At 58.0% G+C, this 16,078-nt stretch carries 13 protein-coding genes; 7 read left to right on the top strand and 6 right to left on the bottom strand.

What is annotated here, in order from left to right; translation table 11 throughout:
* Positions 1-159: 159 nt before the first annotated feature.
* The 3 genes from LKE08_RS11280 to patD form a co-directional block, all read right to left on the bottom strand.
* Positions 160-1,707: an energy transducer TonB gene (locus tag LKE08_RS11280; RefSeq protein WP_324704322.1), complete on the bottom strand. Its 1,548-nt coding sequence runs from the start codon at positions 1,705-1,707 to the stop codon at positions 160-162.
* A 313-nt stretch (positions 1,708-2,020) separates the two neighbouring features.
* Complete coding sequence (locus LKE08_RS11285; protein WP_324704323.1) at positions 2,021-2,764, bottom strand: precorrin-2 C(20)-methyltransferase; 744 nt, start codon at positions 2,762-2,764, stop codon at positions 2,021-2,023.
* 99 nt (positions 2,765-2,863) lie between these two features.
* The gene (gene patD / locus LKE08_RS11290; RefSeq protein ID WP_324704324.1) at positions 2,864-3,238 is read right to left on the bottom strand and encodes a heterocyst frequency control protein PatD; all 375 of its coding nucleotides are present in this window, start codon (positions 3,236-3,238) and stop codon (positions 2,864-2,866) included.
* A gap of 553 nt (positions 3,239-3,791) precedes the next feature.
* On the opposite strand from patD, the gene LKE08_RS11295 reads away from it, so the two are divergent.
* Positions 3,792-6,092, top strand: a complete 2,301-nt coding sequence (locus LKE08_RS11295; RefSeq protein ID WP_324704325.1) for a bifunctional (p)ppGpp synthetase/guanosine-3',5'-bis(diphosphate) 3'-pyrophosphohydrolase — start codon at positions 3,792-3,794, stop codon at positions 6,090-6,092.
* Positions 6,093-6,257: 165 nt separating this feature from the next.
* Here the strand turns inward: LKE08_RS11295 and LKE08_RS11300 are convergent, their stop codons facing one another.
* Complete coding sequence (locus LKE08_RS11300; protein WP_324704326.1) at positions 6,258-7,613, bottom strand: hypothetical protein; 1,356 nt, start codon at positions 7,611-7,613, stop codon at positions 6,258-6,260.
* Between the two features lie 329 nt (positions 7,614-7,942).
* Between LKE08_RS11300 and LKE08_RS11305 the strand changes: the two genes are divergently transcribed.
* Positions 7,943-8,950: a transglutaminase domain-containing protein gene (locus LKE08_RS11305; RefSeq protein ID WP_324704327.1), complete on the top strand. Its 1,008-nt coding sequence runs from the start codon at positions 7,943-7,945 to the stop codon at positions 8,948-8,950.
* A gap of 114 nt (positions 8,951-9,064) precedes the next feature.
* On the opposite strand, the gene murD is transcribed toward LKE08_RS11305, so the two are convergent.
* Positions 9,065-10,429 (bottom strand): UDP-N-acetylmuramoyl-L-alanine--D-glutamate ligase, encoded by a 1,365-nt coding sequence (murD, locus tag LKE08_RS11310; RefSeq protein ID WP_324704328.1) that lies wholly within the window; start codon positions 10,427-10,429, stop codon positions 9,065-9,067.
* Between the two features lies 1 nt (position 10,430).
* Here murD and LKE08_RS11315 point away from each other — a divergent pair, with 1 nt between their 5' ends.
* The 3 genes from LKE08_RS11315 (at position 10,431) to LKE08_RS11325 (ending at position 11,516) form a co-directional block, all read left to right on the top strand.
* Entirely contained in the window at positions 10,431-10,646 is a 216-nt protein-coding gene (locus LKE08_RS11315) for a hypothetical protein (protein WP_324704329.1), read from the top strand.
* 378 nt (positions 10,647-11,024) lie between these two features.
* Complete coding sequence (locus LKE08_RS11320; protein ID WP_324704330.1) at positions 11,025-11,222, top strand: electron transporter; 198 nt, start codon at positions 11,025-11,027, stop codon at positions 11,220-11,222.
* A 66-nt stretch (positions 11,223-11,288) separates the two neighbouring features.
* Positions 11,289-11,516 carry a photosystem II protein, Psb35-related gene (locus LKE08_RS11325; protein WP_324704331.1) on the top strand — a complete coding sequence of 76 codons (228 nt, stop codon included), beginning with the start codon at positions 11,289-11,291 and terminating at the stop codon, positions 11,514-11,516.
* Positions 11,517-11,862: 346 nt separating this feature from the next.
* Here the strand turns inward: LKE08_RS11325 and LKE08_RS11330 are convergent, their stop codons facing one another.
* On the bottom strand, positions 11,863-13,212 hold the full coding sequence (locus tag LKE08_RS11330) for a TMEM143 family protein (RefSeq protein WP_324704332.1): 1,350 nt from the start codon (positions 13,210-13,212) through the stop codon (positions 11,863-11,865).
* A gap of 151 nt (positions 13,213-13,363) precedes the next feature.
* Between LKE08_RS11330 and LKE08_RS11335 the strand changes: the two genes are divergently transcribed.
* Positions 13,364-14,752, top strand: coding sequence for a nicotinate phosphoribosyltransferase (locus LKE08_RS11335; protein WP_324704333.1), 1,389 nt, complete (start codon positions 13,364-13,366; stop codon positions 14,750-14,752).
* 210 nt (positions 14,753-14,962) lie between these two features.
* Positions 14,963-15,904, top strand: coding sequence for an ADP-ribosylglycohydrolase family protein (locus LKE08_RS11340; protein WP_324704334.1), 942 nt, complete (start codon positions 14,963-14,965; stop codon positions 15,902-15,904).
* Positions 15,905-16,078 lie beyond the last annotated feature (174 nt).

Below are 16,078 nucleotides of genomic sequence, written 5' to 3' on the forward strand. Positions count from 1 at the left end.
GTTCCACCCGTTTCTTCGCTCCCTCCGCTCCCCCTGCTCCCCCTGCTCCCTCCGCTCCCTCCGCTCCCTCCGCTCCCTCCGCTCCCGACTCCCGACTCCCGACTCCCGACTCCCTATTCCCGACTCCCTATTCCCGACTCCCGACTCCCACGCGCCGCGTTATAATCCCTCATTGGGTATATTTTCCAACTCCAACTTGCCATCCTTCGTCAGGGATAAATCCTCCGAGTCGGTTTCCCCCGGCTGCGAAGACGACATTTCAGCTTCCTCGGCGGATTCCGGCTCGGGTTGAGATTCCGGGGTGGGATTATTGGAAGAATCCTGTAATTTTTGGAGTAGCGAACCCGAAGGCGCCGGTTCCGGTGCGGGTTCCTCCTCTATCGATTCCGGCGGAGGTGCGGGAGCCGGTTCCGGTGCAGGTTCCTCTATCGATTCCGGCGGAGGTGCGGGCGCCGGTGCCGGTGCGGGAGCCGGTGCCGGTGCCGGTGCCGGTGCCGGTGTCGGTGCGGGTGTTGTCACGGAACGACAATTTTCGCTATCGAAGCTAAACTCATACTGATAGGCGATCGGACCGCCTTGGGCTTCAAAGGGAAGGTCGTTGATAGCCGCCAGAGCCGCATCATCCAAAATCGGATAACCCGTCCCCCGCAACAACGTCGGTCCGGCAAGAATTTCGCCCCCGGAACCGACCATCACCCCCACCAAGGCCCCACCGCTCAACTGTTCCTGGCAGGCTTCTGCGGGATAGAGGGCGGAAATCGTGCGGGGTTGGCTCATGTCCACGTCCGGATAGTCCCCCCTGAGAGACAGCACCCACTCCACATAGGCGCCGCCCCCCTGCAACATCGCCTGTTGTTGCTCGGAAACTTCCCCCGTCGGTGCCGGTTGTTGCGGGGTTTCCCCGTCGGAGACGCCGAGGGCCTCCTGTCGGCGATCGTTGTCCGCCTGGAGTTTGGCGAGAATCGAACCCCCCGGTTGGGGTTCTGCGGCGGGTTCGGGGGGGGCGAAATTTTCCGAGGCTTCTGCGCCCGGTTCCTGTTGCATCCCGGGGGGTTGGCTGTAGTTGGGGTCATTTTCGGGAAATGGCGCCGAGGAAGGCGGTGGCGGGAGCATGGCGAACTGCTCTTCGAGTTGCTGTTGCTCCTCGGGGGAAAGATGACTGAAGCGGACGTTATCCCGGATGCGCCCGAGTTCGACATCATTTCTGTTTCCGGGGACACCCGGTTGGTCCGGGAGCGGCTCGAAGAACTCGATCGCCGGCGGCGGACTGAAGGTGCGCGGCTGCTGGGGAATGGTTTGGACGGGGGGTAAAAACGTGCTGTTTGATCGCGGTTGGGGGGGCGAAGAAAAGGGCGATACGTTGGGTTCCGGAAACACCGGGGGGAACACCGGAAGTTGTCGAGCGCTGGGGGGAAACTGGGGTAGATTATTGGGAGTCGCTCCCAAGCTCGGGAGGGATGCCGGGGGGGCGAAGGGCGTCAGCGTAAATTGCGGCGGCGGTTCCGGGAAGATCCCGTCAATTTGGTTCGGGGATAATTCCATCAATTCCACGCTCGGCGGCAGTTGAACCGTATTCGGATAGAGGCGAATATTTTCCAGGTTCAGGGCGAAGAGGGCGTGGAGGCCGAGGGAGGCGAGTACGGCAACCGTCATCGGCTGGCGCACGACAGAGGGCAAAAATGAGAGTGCAGAAGTGGAAGCAGTCATTATCAAATCCCAATTGAAACAAAACTTCTGAAGCAGTTGCTGCCGTCCCCGACAGTTATTGTTTTAGCATGGTTCATTCTCATCGTGGCGGGTCATATCAGATCCGGTGATCAGCACCAGACCGACTCTCTAAGTCGGGTGTCGGGTGTCGGGAATGTAGGGGCGCCGCGCCTTGCCCCCCGGGCCTGGGATTTGAGGATGAGAAGTTTTTCTTCCCTCTGTTCTATCTTCTCTTTCCTCCCGACTCCCTTTCTACCATCGCCATGTCTTAACCGCTGGAGTCTGTTGGCATATTTTTGCATCCTGGTAGATCCTACAATGGCGGTATTTCTACATCGGGACTCGCCCACACGATCAGCAGGGAAAAATAGGAGAGCCGCAACTCAGGCCGATCGCCCAATCCCCTGTAAATGACGCGATCGCGGTGGGTGGCCCGCTCCACGACGCAGGCCCTCGACAGCAGGCCCCGGCGCTCCAGGACCTTCCAAACCGTCTCATACACCGAACTGACTTTCATCAACACCACCACCTCCGCTGAGTCCAACGCCGTTTCGATGCGATCGACAGTATAGAGGGCGGGTAAGATTGTCAACCGCTGGTGCTGCACGGTGAGGGGGACCCCCAGTTCCGCCGCCGCGGCCAGGGGGGAGCAGACCCCCGGAATCGCCTCGATTTGGGCTTCGGGATGCAACTGTCTGAGGGTTCCGGCCAGGTAGCCGAAGGTGCTGTAAAAACTGACATCCCCTTCCGAGACGAAGGCGACATCCCGCCCCCGTTTCAGGTGGGGCCAAACCGCCTCGGCGCCCTCTCGCCAAGCCGCCTGCAAGACGTCCTGATTCCGGACGTAGGGAAATGCGATCGGAAGTTGGATCTGTTCGGGACTCAGCCAGGGCGAAATGATGCTTTCGGCGATGCCCGGTTTGCCCCCCATCCCGGCGGGAAAGGCGACCACGGGGGAAGCCTTGAGGCGGTTGAGTCCTTTCAGGGTGATCAGTTCCGGATCGCCAGTACCCACTCCAATGCCGTAGAGGGTGGCGATCGCTTGGGATTCGGACATGGGATCGACAGCTTCAAAACATTTGGCAATCTTAGGGCAGGGAATGGGGAATAGGCAATGGGGGTTCGGCTTCCGGTCGCCTCCGGTCGCCCCTCCGCCCTACTCCCCCTCCGTATTCTCCAACAGTGCCGTGGAATATCCGATTAGAATGGAAATGCGATCGCGCACTTGAGCCAGGCGATCGCGGGCCGTGGCACTCTGGCGGGATGCTTGCAAAAATCGCAGGTCTAACCCCAACAATCGCATCTGCTTGTGGGTTTCGGTGATGTAGGACTGGAGTTGAGATAGCCGGCGGGGATCGTCCGATTCGCGATCGCCGAGTTGGGCAATCCGGGTCTTAAACTGCTCTTGAACTTCCCCAAATGCCCGGTTCGCGGGTTCGAGCTCCGGGCGGTCAGAAGTCAGGGTTCCTTGCAGGGTTTCCAGGGAGCGGCGAAAATTCGCGATCGCGTGGCGGGTCTCTTTTGTTAACATAATGTTAAGAAATTTGTCTATTATTAGCGATCGTAGACAAAAGTCACACCGTCCGGCCGGGACGGTGAACCGAGTTCCGACGCGATCCCCTTGCGATTCTCATGCAATTTTCTGCATTTTCGCAATTCAGAACGTCTGAAATCGCCCCTGGGGGGATAGGGTAGGATAATTCTCAACCGAGACACATCTCCCCGAGTCGCGGGCGACAGACCCGAAGGCCAGTCCGGCGATCGCGGGAGTGGGGTTGTTTTTTAGAGCGGAAATCTAACAAAAGGGAATCGGAATCTCAAAGAGTAGCATCGTCGCCCGGGTCTTCCCGAGCGTTATTCGTCCATATTTGAGGAAGCTGGGGAAAAGGAACTCTCAAGGCTGGGAAGCCGCGGGTCGGGGGGAGATCGGGAGAATCTCAAATCCCGACACCCGACGCCCGACACCCGCATTTCAAAACCCGACCTCGCCGACTCGGACTCCCAATTCCGCGACGGTTTTAATTAAAAGCACAAAAATTCTCACAATCACCTCTGTATCTGTAACTCCATAGGGTCTAATTACCATGAACACCAAAACACTACCCACCTCGACCGCCTACGAATGCGCCATCCCCGACTGGCTGCAACACTGTCTGGACACCTCCAAGAGTCTGCGGGAATCCGATCCCCCCGGATCCTGTCCGGATACCGACCTGATCTGTGAGGCGTTCCGATTTGCCTACGAACTCCACAAAGGGCAGTACCGCAAATCCGGGGAACCCTACATCAACCACCCCATCGCCGTGGCGGGTCTGCTGCGGTTTTTGGGCAGCGACAGCGCGATGGTGGCGGCGGGATTCCTCCACGACATCATCGAAGATACCGACACCACCCCCGAGGAACTCGAAAGCCACTTCGGCCCCGAAGTCCGGCACTTGGTCGAGGGCGTCACCAAACTCTCCAAGTTCAACTTCTCCAACACCACCGAACGCCAAGCCGAAAACTTCCGGCGGATGTTCCTGGCGATGGCCAAAGACATCCGGGTGATCGTGGTGAAACTGGCCGATCGCCTCCACAACATGAGGACCCTGGAATTCCTCCCGGAGGCCAAGCAGCGCAGCATCGCCCTGGAAACCCGGGAAATCTTCGCCCCCCTCGCCAACCGGTTGGGGATCGGCCGTTTCAAGTGGGAATTGGAGGATTTATCCTTCAAGTACCTCGAACCGGAGGCCTACCGAGAAATCCGCACCGCCGTCGCCGATCGCAGAACCATCCGGGAAGAAAGACTCGCGGCATTGGCCGACATTTTACGCGATCGCATGGAACAGGCCGGTATCCGCTGCTACGAAGTGACGGGCCGTCCCAAACACCTGTACGGCATCTACAAAAAGATGCAGGACCGCCACAAGGAATTTCACGAGATCTATGATATCGCCGCCCTGCGGTTGATCGTGGAACACAAAGACGAGTGCTACCGGGCTCTGGCGATCGTCCACGACGCCTTCAGACCGATTCCGGGCCGCTTCAAAGATTATATCGGCCTGCCCAAACCCAACCGCTACCAGTCCCTGCACACGGGAGTCATCGGCAACACCGGGCGCCCCGTCGAAGTGCAAATCCGCACCGTGGAAATGCACCACATCGCCGAATACGGGATCGCCGCCCACTGGAAATATAAAGAAACCGGCGGCTCGGGGTTCGGCAAGTTGAGCAATACGGACGAGAAATTCACCTGGCTGCGGCAGCTTCTCGAATGGCAGAGCGACCTCAAAGATGCCAACGAGTATTTGGAGAGCGTCAAAAATAACCTGTTCGATGAGGATGTCTACGTCTTCACCCCCGACGGTGACGTCATCGCCCTCAGCCACGGGGCGACGCCCGTCGATTTCGCCTACCGCATCCATACGGAAGTCGGCAACCACTGCAAGGGGGCGAAGGTGAACGATCGCATCGTCCCCCTGTATACGGGGTTGAAAAACGGGGATATCGTGGAAATTCTCACCCAGAAGAACAGCCACCCCAGCCTGGACTGGCTGAATTTCGTCAAAACCAGCACGGCAAAAAACCGCATCCGCCAGTGGTACAAGCGATCGCACCGGGATGAAAATATCGCCCGGGGCCGGGCCCTGATTGAAAAGGAAATGGGCCGCAACGGCTTTGAATCCCTGCTCAAATCCGAACCCATGCAGGGCGTCGTCCATCGCTGCAATTATCACAGTGTAGACGACCTACTCGCCGGTTTGGGATACGGGGAAATCACCCTCAACCAGGTGGTGAACCGGCTGCGGGACGCGGTGAAGGCCCACACCCCCATCCGGCAGGTGGAGGGCGATCGCACCACCAACCTGCAAATGCCCGCCTCGATTCCCGCCGCCCCCACGCCGGCCCACCCGTCCCCATTAACCCAATCCCCCATCGCCGGGGTGGAAGGGCTGCTCTACCACATCGCCGGATGCTGCAACCCGATCCCCGGAGAGGCGATCATCGGCACGGTGACGCGCACCCGGGGCATTTCCATCCACCGCCAGGGCTGCCCGAACGTGACCAAGGTCCCCGGCGAGCGGCTGGTCCCCGTCAGTTGGAACCCCACCGACGGCAACCAGGGACGCCCGAAAACCTACCCGGTCAAAATCCAGATCGAGGTACTCGATCGCGTCGGCGTCCTCAACGACATCCTCTCCCGCCTCAAGGACAACAACATCAACGTCTGTAGCGCCCAGGTGAAGACATTCCGCGGCGCCCCCGCCCTGATTGAACTGGGGATCGAAATCTGCGATCGCAGCCAATTCGAGCAAACCTGCGTCCAAATCAAAAACATCAGCGACGTCCTCAACCTGCGCCGCATGAACCGGGGCGACAAGCGCTCTCAGACAATTAACAATTAATAATTAACAATTAACAATTAATAGTTGTTGATGGTTTTTGATTCCCCATTTCCCGAATTCGGGCCTGGGGAATTTTTGCTGGAAGCTCCCCCCCTTCCCCAATTCTCAATTCTCAATTGTTTTTGGTTCCCCATCCCCCAATTATTAATGATTAATTATTAATGGTTAATTGTTATTGACGGACGCCAACGCCGCCTCCCACATCAGGTGGGCGACTTCGGGGCGGGCCAGGTCGTTGTGGGCGCCCTGGGGTCCGCCGCCTTCCCGGATGAACTCGTCGCCGTCGAGGTTGTAGATGACCCCCGGCTCGAAGGGGTAGTGGGCGGTGGCGGGGAGGAGGTTCCCATCGACGGGGGTGAAGTCCGGGCCGCCGCTGGCCCCCAAGGTGCCGAGGGCGGCGTATTTGGGCGGGTTGGCGGTGGAGTAGAAGCTCATCGATCGCCCCACCCACCCGGCGGCGGAAGCGGCGAGGGGATACCATTTGCTCAGGGCGGTGTCCCATTTGGAGCGGGTGATCGCGATCGGGCCGGCGACGAGGCGATCGGCGATCAGGCTATGAAAGTGGCCCGGAGTACCCGGAGCCAGGGGGATGTCGGGACAGTAGGACCAGTGGGAGAGGGCGCCTTGGGCGAGGAGGAGGGAGTTGACGGGGCGGTTGGGGGAGGCGTCGGCGGGGTCGCCGGTAAGGGCGGCGGAGGCGACGATGCATCCGAAGCTGTGGCCCATCAGGTGAAATCGCACCTGATCCCCCCCCACCCGCTGCAGGTTGGCGAGCAAGTTGAAGGCGCCGTTTTCGCCGAACTGGCGGGCGCGATCTTTCATCTTCCAAAAGGAGAGGGTGCGGAGGGGGGCGAGGAGCCCCCCCCAACTGAAGCCACCAAAGCTGAGGGCTTCCCGGCGGGCGGCGATGAACGTTCGCTCCGGGTCGAAGGGATCGCGATCGCCGCTCGGAGTCGCCCCCACCCCCCTGCCGTACAAACCCGATTCGCGATCGAGGACGTGATAAGCCTCCCGCACCGCCCGGGGCAGGGTGTCCGGGGCGATATTGTCGATCGCGGCGTTGAAAATCGTCTCCAGGGCGGCCCGGGCCGTGGGGGTATCCGCGATGCGTCGGGCGTAGCGATCAACCAGATGGGCGACGGGGGGATGGGGGCGCGCGCCGTCGAATCCCACCGACAGGGGCGACGCTTCGAGATCGTAATCCCCCCAGGGCATACTCGGCCAGTGCAAACCCACGGCCAGGGCGTAAAAACCGGGCTGGATTTCCTCGAAGCGGGCGAGATCTTCCCGGCGATCGAGGACGGCCCGAATCCACCTCCGGTACTGCCTCCGGGATGCCGGAATGTCACTGAGCCAGCCGTGGCAGAACAGAAAAACGTCCGTGACGGGTTCCCGGGCGAGAACCTCCGTCACCCGATCGCTCATTTGGCCGTCCGGGTCGTCGGTGCGCTCGTTTCCGTCGGCGTCGAAGGCGATCAGATAATACTGGAAATCGGTGTCGGGTAGCGTTTCAATTGGCATTTCGTGCGATCGGATAGTGTTGGGGTGGAAGGCGGGGGGGGCGGAGGGGTCCGGGGGCGGAGGAGGCAGAGGAAGCTCCAGGAGGCAGAGGAAGAAAAGCCTATCTGCGTTGCTCCCTTCGCTTCCCCACATCCCACACCGGGCGCGAAGCTCTATCACTCAGAGCGACATCAGATTGTTTCAGTCGTTCAATTTCATTCTCAGGGGAATCCAAAATCCAAAATCCAAAATCTAAAATTCCCAAACTCCGTCCGCTTCAAACCCGAATCCGATCGCACCCCCATCCGCCGGATTTTGAGATTGAGCAACAGAAAACATCAATAATAACGGTGAGTTCTGTTTCATTCATGCCCCTGCGAATTCGTCCCCGAGTCTTTTTGAGCGTTACAATTATTTCGCTGATCTGTGCGATCGCCCTCATTCTACCCCCCGCATCCCCCCCCACCGTCGCCTATCCGGCAACTCCCGCCAAAACCTGGCCCTGGGCGGAAGAATCGGTTCACCCCCTGGTGAGGCGGATGCCCGCGATCGCCGAAACGAGTCTCGAATCCTTCGCCGATTATATCGTCGGACGGGAACCCGACCCCTTTTTACAGGTGAAAGCCCTCCACGACTACGTTGCCACCCGCATCGACTACGACTTTTCCGCCTACAAACGCGGCCACTATCCCCCCCAAGACGCCCGTACCGTCTTCGCCACCCGAAAGGCCGTCTGTTCTGGTTTCGCCCGGTTGTTGAAGGCCCTGGGGGAGGCGGCGGGCGTCGATATGGCCTACATTCCCGGAGATTTTCGCAACCCCGCCGGGGACTTGAGCGGGGAGGGACACGCCTGGAACGCAGCCAAAATTGGGGGAAACTGGTATTTGATAGACGTGACGTGGAATAGCGGCTACCTGACCCCATCCCGGTTCATCTCCCGCTACCGCACCGCCTACCTGTTCACCCCGCCGGAGGTGATGGCGATGACCCACTTTCCCCGCGATCGCAAGTGGCAGTTACTTTCGAGCCCCCTCCACCGCCCGGAATTCACCCGCCAACCCCTCCTCGACCCCAATTTCTTCGCTTTGGGATTCGAGCTGATCGCCCCCAAATGGTTGCCCGCCGGAGTCCGAAATTCCGCCGAAATTTGGCTGAAAAACCGCGATCGCCGCTGGGTTCTGGCCGAAGTCGTTCCCCCGGGAGGCTCCCCATCCCGCTGCGCCCCCCCCACCACCCGAGAAACCCCGGAAATCTCCTGCCCCGTCACCCGCCGGGGAACCCACACCGTCCGCCTCTACAGCAGCGATCGCCGGGATGGAGACTATCAATATTTGGGGGCATTTCAGTTTGAGAAATAGGGTGTAGGGTGTAGGGTGTAGGGTGTAGGGTGTAGGGAATAGGGAATAGGGAATAGGCAATAGGCAATAGGCAATAGGGAATGGGGAATAGGGAATGGGGAATATTGTTAATTGTCATCCCATTAATTCTAAACACAATTCCCGGAAGCGATCGCCCCGGTGTTCAAAGCTGCGGTATTGGTCGAAACTCGCGCAGGCGGGGGAGAGTAACACGGCCTTCGCCTTTAACTGACTCGCCAATTCCGCCGCCCGGGGGATGGCATTTTCCAGGGTTTCGACAATTTCGATATTGTGATATTGACTCTCTTTCAACCGTCGCGCAAAGGGTTCCGCCGCCGACCCGATCAGCAGCACCGTCGCGGCTTTTTGGTGGATGGCTTCGATCCAGCGGGTATCGTCGCCCGCCTTCGCCTCCCCTCCGGCGATCAGAATCACGGGGGCTTCCACCGCCGCCAACCCCACCTCGGCGGCGTCGTAGTTGGTGGCTTTGCTGTCGTTGATCCAGCGGATGCCCATCCAGGTGCTGACTTCTTCCAAGCGGTGGGGGACGCCGGGGAAGGTGGCGATACCTTTGGCGATCGCATCTTTATCGATACCGGCGAGTTTGGCGGCGGCGACGGCCATCAGCAGATTTTGGCGGTTGTGGTCCCCCACCATTTTCAAACTATCGACGGGGGCGATCGCTTCGCCGTCGTACATCACCCAGTCTTCCTCAATGTAAACGCCGCGGGTGCGATCGCCCAATAAGTCCCCGTATCCCTTCACGCTCGTCCAACGGGCATCGGGCCAGCGATCGCCCGCCGTCCGCCTCAAATAGGGGTCGTCCCCGTTGAAAATTTGCACTTCGGAGCGATCCATCAAACTCGCCTTGATCTCGTAATAGTTCTCCAACGTGTAGTGGCGGTTGAGGTGGTCGGGGGTGAATGTCGTCCACAGCCCGATTTTGGGAGCGAGTTGGGTTGAGGATTCGATCTGAAAGCTGCTGATTTCCGCGATCACCCAATCCAAAGCCATCGAGGGGTTTTGCTGCCGTTGCAGGGCTAACTCGCAGGCGGCGTTGCCGATGTTGCCGCAGGCGGGGGCCTTCAGTCCGGCGACTTCAAAAATCTGGGCGGTGAGGGCGGTGGTCGTGGTTTTGCCGTTGGTCCCCGTAATTCCCACCCAGGGCACGTCCCGGAGATTTCGCCAAGCCAGTTCCATTTCCCCGACGGTTTCGATGCCTAAACTGCGGGCCGCTTCCAAGACGGGCAGATCCCAGGGGACACCGGGACTCACCACCACCAGATCCGGGGCACTGTGGGGGTCGAAACTCTCCCCCAATTTGACCGCAATTCCTTCGTCGATGAGGGGCTGACATTGCCGTTGCAGGGATTCCGAGGTGTTGCGATCGCTCACCGTCACTTCCCATCCCTGAACCTTCAACAGCCGCGCCGCCGCGTTTCCCGACTTTCCCAATCCGATGATATGAGCCTTGGGCATCGTGTCTTATCTACCACCCCTGGTTGACCGCCATCAATTTTATCGCGTTTGGGCGATCGGGGTGGAGGAAGCGGAGGGGCGGAGGGAGGCAACGGTCAAGCAGAGGAAGCAGAGGAAGCAGGGGAAGCGGGTCAAACATCCGCACCGCTTGGGAATCAATTCCCAAGCTAATAGCAAAAATCATATTCAGATGATTGGGAAATTTGTACAGATCTGACTAGAAATTTGCCTCCCCTGCCCCCCCTGCCTCCTCCGCCCCTCTGCCCCCCTGCCTCCCCTGCCTCCCCTGCCTCCCCTGCCTCCCCTGCCCCCCTGCCTCCCTACCCCCCTGCCTCCCTACCCCTCTACTTCCTATCCGTGGGGGCAACCGTCTCGGGTTGCCCGATTGAGATTTGTCTCGGGTTGCCCGATTGAGATTTGTCTCGGGTTGCCCGATTGAGATTTGTCCCGGGTTGCCCGATTGAGATTTGTCCCGGGTTGTCCGACAAGCAGCGCATATTATAGCAAAAAAAATTAATTTGTCAAATATCTTGACACTTTGTAACAAATTCGTTACATTAGTTTACATAAGTTAACAGCAAGGAGTTGCCCGAGGATGTTCGCACCGATTATCGTTCTGATTCGCTCCGGGATGGGGAAAGCCAAGTTCAATCAAGTTCGCGGTCAGGCGATCGCACTGCACGCCAAAACCATCACCAACTTCTGCAACCGGTTTGGCATCAGTTCCAAGGAACGGCAAAACTTCATCCGGTTGGCGAAAAGCAACGGTAAACGACTCGGTTTGTTGGCGTAACGTTCTCGATCGCAATTCTGTAACCACTTAATTTTTGTAATTTTTTACCTTATAGGAGGTCAAAACATGATTATCTTAGCTGCTCTTTTTGTTGTGGGTTGGGTTGCCGTTTCCGTTATCGGAACGATGGCTTATTTTCGCGGCGAACAGTCCAAGCCTATCCACCTCCGCAACTGGAATTCCGAATCTTTTGAACGGCTTTCCAAATCGGTGACGGGTACGGAAACTGACTACAACCAGCGAGTCCCCGCCTACAGCCTCGACGCTTTCAGCAGCAACGGTCTGTCCGGCTAATTATTTCTTCACTGACTGAACGCTCACTCCTAGTTTCTGTCAACAACGGTTTTTAGACTCTCCTCTGAGCAGCCACGGAAGGCTGCTCTTTTTTTTTGAGGCAATAGGCAATAGGCAATAGGCAATAGGCGATAGGCAATAGGCGATAGGCGATAGGCGATAGGCAATAGGCGATAGGCAATAGGCGATAGGCAATAGGCGATAGGCGATAGGCAAGAGGTAGGGGGTAGTGGGGAATGGGGAATGGGGAATGGGGAATGGGGAATGGGTAATAGTGGAATTGTGAAAAGTCCTCGGCGGTGCGTTCCCACTACTATTCCCGCTATTTGTTGATAATTGTCAATGATCAATTATAGATCCGGTCCCAGAGGTAATCGATCGCGGCTTTGGCGTCTTCGAGGGAGAGCACCTGGCAAGAGCCGTCATCCCTGTAGCGGAGGAGGGGAACCGCTTTGATTTTTTCCTCGTCTTCGCCGTTGCGGACGACTTTGCCGCGGATGTCCGCCAAGTTTTTTAACGGACCGTTGATGTCGAAGTCGATTTGGGTTCCGAAGGTTTCTTCCATCCATTTTTCGATGCGATCGTCGAGTTGTTCCGGCGTCAGGGGTGTGGGACTCGTCAGCAGGTGGTAGTAGACGAGAATGATCTCTTTGCACTCCTCTTCCTCCGCCAAGTCGGTGACGGCGTGGAAGACGCTGCTGTTGTTGGCGAGGTTTTTGAAGAATAGGGTGTCGGTAACGTGCTTTTGAAATTGTATTTTCTTGCTTTTGTAACTGGAATATTGTTTGAATCCGAACCCCCCCAAGGCGATTAAAATCGAGAGAAACGTGACCAAAAGCGGCATGATATCCTGTACCTGTCGCTCGTTGGCTTTCATATCTTCCAGGCCGGGGATGCCGCCGACAAAAAAGAGAATTACGCCGAAAATTAATAGGACTTGGGGCAGGATTCTCAGGATGATGGCGACGGCGGCACCGATCGCGGGGACGATCAGCATCAGCCGATCTTTCCAGGTCATGTAGGTTTTGACGTTGGGAAAGAGTAAATCCAAATCATTTTTGGGGACATTTTTGTAGAAATAAATGTAAGCCTTTCCGGGTTTGAATTTCAGCTCTTCGATCGCCTCCCCCTTTTTCTGGAAATATCTTTCCCCTTTGAAGCGCAGGAGCAACACCACCCGCTCGAAAATTTTGATGGCGACTTGTTCATTTTTGAAGCCCCATTTTTTGACCGTTATAGCCTGAGATTTTTCCCCCCTACAGTAGCAAATTATATTGGCAAATTCGTCAAAGTTTACGTTGGTGTGCAGGTCGATTAAAGATTGTTCTTCCAGGGCTTTATCTAAGGCTTTTTTGGATAACAAAAAGTAATTTGCTGCTGCCAATAGTTCTCCGAAGGTGGCGGTGAGGCGATCGCCCATCGTTCGGCGGTCGTCCGGGGTGAGGTCGCCGATAAAGTGGGTGTCCGAGTCGGGGTTGAAGGGGGCGTAATTTTCCTTTAGGGTTTCCAAAATTTGGTGAAATTTGAAATGGTAGTGGGCGGTCAGAATCGAACAAAATTCGCGGAATTTGGGAATTTCTTCCCGGGGGAGTCGGCCGTCTCGGACGCACAGTTCGATCAGATCGCGGCGTCGGTAGGGGATGAATGCTTCCCGATCTTCGTAGGTAGCCATGTCAATTTGTTCTTTCCAATTCATGTCAAGGGCCGTCGGACGTATTTTAAGGCTCGGCTCTGAAAAATCATCAAAACTTAATCATTTTTTATAATCATGAAATCGCGAACCGCTGGACAGATATGGTAAATTTCACTATAATTAAAAAAACGCCAGCATAGGGGGGATTCGTCCCATGACAACTGCCAAGGAAACCGACCGACTGCGGGAAAACCGGGAACTGTCCCCGACCCCCGCCGACGAGAGCTTGCTGACCGATCTCTACCAACTGACGATGGCGGCCTGTTATGTGGGGGAGGGGGTTGATCGCAAACCGGCTTGTTTCGAGCTGTTCGCCCGGAAATTGCCGGGAAACTTCGGCTACGCGATCGCGATGGGGCTGACCCAGGCGTTAGAATATTTGGAAAATCTCCGGTTTGATCCCTCCCAAATCGAGGCGCTGAAAAATTTGGGAATTTTCAAACAGGCCCCCGAGCGGTTTTGGTCGGTGCTGGCGGAGGCCCGCTTCGAGGGGGACGTGTGGGCGGTGCCGGAGGGGACGGCGGTCTTCCCCAACGAACCGCTGCTGCGGGTGGAGGCGCCCCTGTGGCAGGCCCAGATCGTGGAAACCTACCTCCTCAATACGATCAACTACCAGACCCTGATCGCCACCCGGGCGGCGCGGATGCGGGATATGGCCGGGCCGGAGGTGAAGTTGCTGGAATTCGGCACCCGGCGGGCTTTCAGCCCCCAGGCGGCGCTGTGGGCGGCGCGGGCGGCGTTGGCGGCGGGGTTCGATGCCACCTCCAACGTGCTGGGGGCGTTGAAATTGGGCCGGGAACCGTCCGGGACGATGGCCCACGCCCTGATCATGGCGATCGCGGCCATCGACGAAGACGAGGACGCAGCCTTTGAGGCCTTCGGGCGCTACTTCCCCGGGGCGCCTTTGTTGATCGACACCTACGACACGGTGGCGGCGGCGAAACGGTTGGCGGAGAAAGTCAAGGCGGGGCAGATGGAAATCAAAGGGGTGCGACTGGATTCGGGGGATCTGGCGGAACTCTCCAAACAGGTGCGATCGCTCCTGCCCCCGCAGGTGGCGATCCTGGCCAGCGGGGACATCGACGAAGCCGAAATCGCCCGTTTGAAGGCTGCAAACGCCCCCATCGACGGGTACGGTGTCGGCACCAAACTGGTGAGCGGCACTCCGTTCAACGGGGTTTACAAGCTGGTGGAAATTGACGGCATCCCGGTGATGAAGAAGTCGAGCAGCAAACTCACCTATCCGGGCCGAAAACAAGTTTATCGCATTTTGGAGGACGGGAAAATGAAATGCGATCGCCTGCAGTTGATGGACGAAGGTGACAAGAACGGGGGCGAATCGGTGTCCCTGTTGCAGTTGGTCATGAAAAGCGGACGGCGGGTGAAGGACCCCGAGACGCTGGCGGAAATCGCCGATCGCACCGCGGCCTCCGTTGCCAGTCTCCCCCCGCACTCTCGCCGTCCGGAGGATCCCGAGTTGCCGGGATTCGAGACGTCCGAAGCGTTGGAAACCTTGAGAAAGCAGGTGAGTCAACGGTATTGAAGGGTGTACTCAGGGCAACGGGTGTGGGGTGTGGGGGCGCAAGGCACGGTGCTCTCATTTGAGATTTGAGATTCCCCAATGGGGAAGGAGTGGGAACAGAGAAAAGAGAAACTCGTTCCCCATTTCTCACTCCTCACCCTCAAAAGGTGAGGCTTTTGACCCGATTTTTTGGTAAAATTCTAATATTCGGTAAATCTCTTCACTGATACGATGAAATCTTCTCCAGTCTTATCCGGTTTGATGGGAGTCTGCGTGGGCGATGCCCTCGGCGTTCCCGTCGAATTCCACTCCCGCAGCCAGTGCCGCCTCCACCCCGTCAAGGGGATGAGCGGCTACGGCACCTACAACCAACCGCCGGGAACCTGGTCCGACGACAGTTCCCTCACCTTCTGTCTGGCCCATAGCCTCTGCGACGGGTACGATTTGAATGCGATCGCCCGCTCCTTTTGTGAGTGGCGGTACGAGGCGGCTTGGGCGCCCTATGGCGAAGTTTTCGACATCGGCGGCACGACTCGGATGGCCATCCACCGTTTGAAACGGGGGGTGCCGCCGGTGGAGGCGGGGGGGACCGACGATAACAGCAACGGCAACGGTTCCCTGATGCGGATTTTGCCCCTGGTTTACTATTACCGAACGCTGCCATTTTCGGAACTGATCGGGCGGGTCCACGACTGTTCCTGCCTCACCCACGGCCACCCGCGATCGCAGATGGCCTGTGGCATTTACATCAGCATTGCCATCGGTTTGTTGCGGGGACTCGACCCGAAAACGGCCTACATCCAGGGTGTGGAAGCGGTCAAACCGATTTACAGCAAACCGCCGTTTGAGGCGGAGTTGAAGACCTTCGAGCGGGTGTTCGGGGGGCAGATCGAGACCCTGCCGGAAAAGGCGATCGCTTCGAGTGGTTACGTCCTCCATACGTTGGAGGCGTCGCTGTGGTGCCTGCTGACGACGGATTCCTACGCCGAAGCGGTGTTGAAAGCGGTCAATTTGGGGGGCGATACGGACACCACCGGGGCGGTGACGGGGGGACTGGCGGGGATCTATTATGGATTCGAGGCGATTCCGTCCGAATGGGTGGAAGCGATCGCCCGCCGTTCGGTGATCGTGGCTTTGGCAGAGCGCCTGGAAGCGGCGTTAGAATTGAGCTGAATGGAGCCTCGGAAGTCGGGCCAAGAGCGGAATTGCGATCGAAAGCGTATCATATTAACAGATGGACATTTGTACCGGGAGCGATCGACCCCCATACCCTGTGGGCGAGGTAAAGTCAGTCAGGCTCAGCCTGCATTTACTGTTTGACCCCAGAATCCCCGTCGCTGTCTTCGC

The organism is Lyngbya sp. CCY1209 (genome assembly GCF_035615495.1).
Lineage (GTDB): Bacteria > Cyanobacteriota > Cyanobacteriia > Cyanobacteriales > Microcoleaceae > Limnospira.

Excerpts from the sequence above, each read along its gene's own strand:
- LKE08_RS11280 (WP_324704322.1), bottom strand. The coding sequence starts at position 1,707 with ATGACTGCTTCCACTTCTGCACTCTCATTTTTGCCCTCTGTCGTGCGC.
- LKE08_RS11285 (WP_324704323.1), bottom strand. The coding sequence starts at position 2,764 with ATGTCCGAATCCCAAGCGATCGCCACCCTCTACGGCATTGGAGTGGGT.
- patD (WP_324704324.1), bottom strand. The coding sequence starts at position 3,238 with ATGTTAACAAAAGAGACCCGCCACGCGATCGCGAATTTTCGCCGCTCC.
- LKE08_RS11295 (WP_324704325.1), top strand. The coding sequence starts at position 3,792 with ATGAACACCAAAACACTACCCACCTCGACCGCCTACGAATGCGCCATC.
- LKE08_RS11300 (WP_324704326.1), bottom strand. The coding sequence starts at position 7,613 with ATGCCAATTGAAACGCTACCCGACACCGATTTCCAGTATTATCTGATC.
- murD (WP_324704328.1), bottom strand. The coding sequence starts at position 10,429 with ATGCCCAAGGCTCATATCATCGGATTGGGAAAGTCGGGAAACGCGGCG.
- LKE08_RS11320 (WP_324704330.1), top strand. The coding sequence starts at position 11,025 with ATGTTCGCACCGATTATCGTTCTGATTCGCTCCGGGATGGGGAAAGCC.
- LKE08_RS11325 (WP_324704331.1), top strand. The coding sequence starts at position 11,289 with ATGATTATCTTAGCTGCTCTTTTTGTTGTGGGTTGGGTTGCCGTTTCC.
- LKE08_RS11330 (WP_324704332.1), bottom strand. The coding sequence starts at position 13,212 with ATGAATTGGAAAGAACAAATTGACATGGCTACCTACGAAGATCGGGAA.
- LKE08_RS11335 (WP_324704333.1), top strand. The coding sequence starts at position 13,364 with ATGACAACTGCCAAGGAAACCGACCGACTGCGGGAAAACCGGGAACTG.
- LKE08_RS11340 (WP_324704334.1), top strand. The coding sequence starts at position 14,963 with ATGAAATCTTCTCCAGTCTTATCCGGTTTGATGGGAGTCTGCGTGGGC.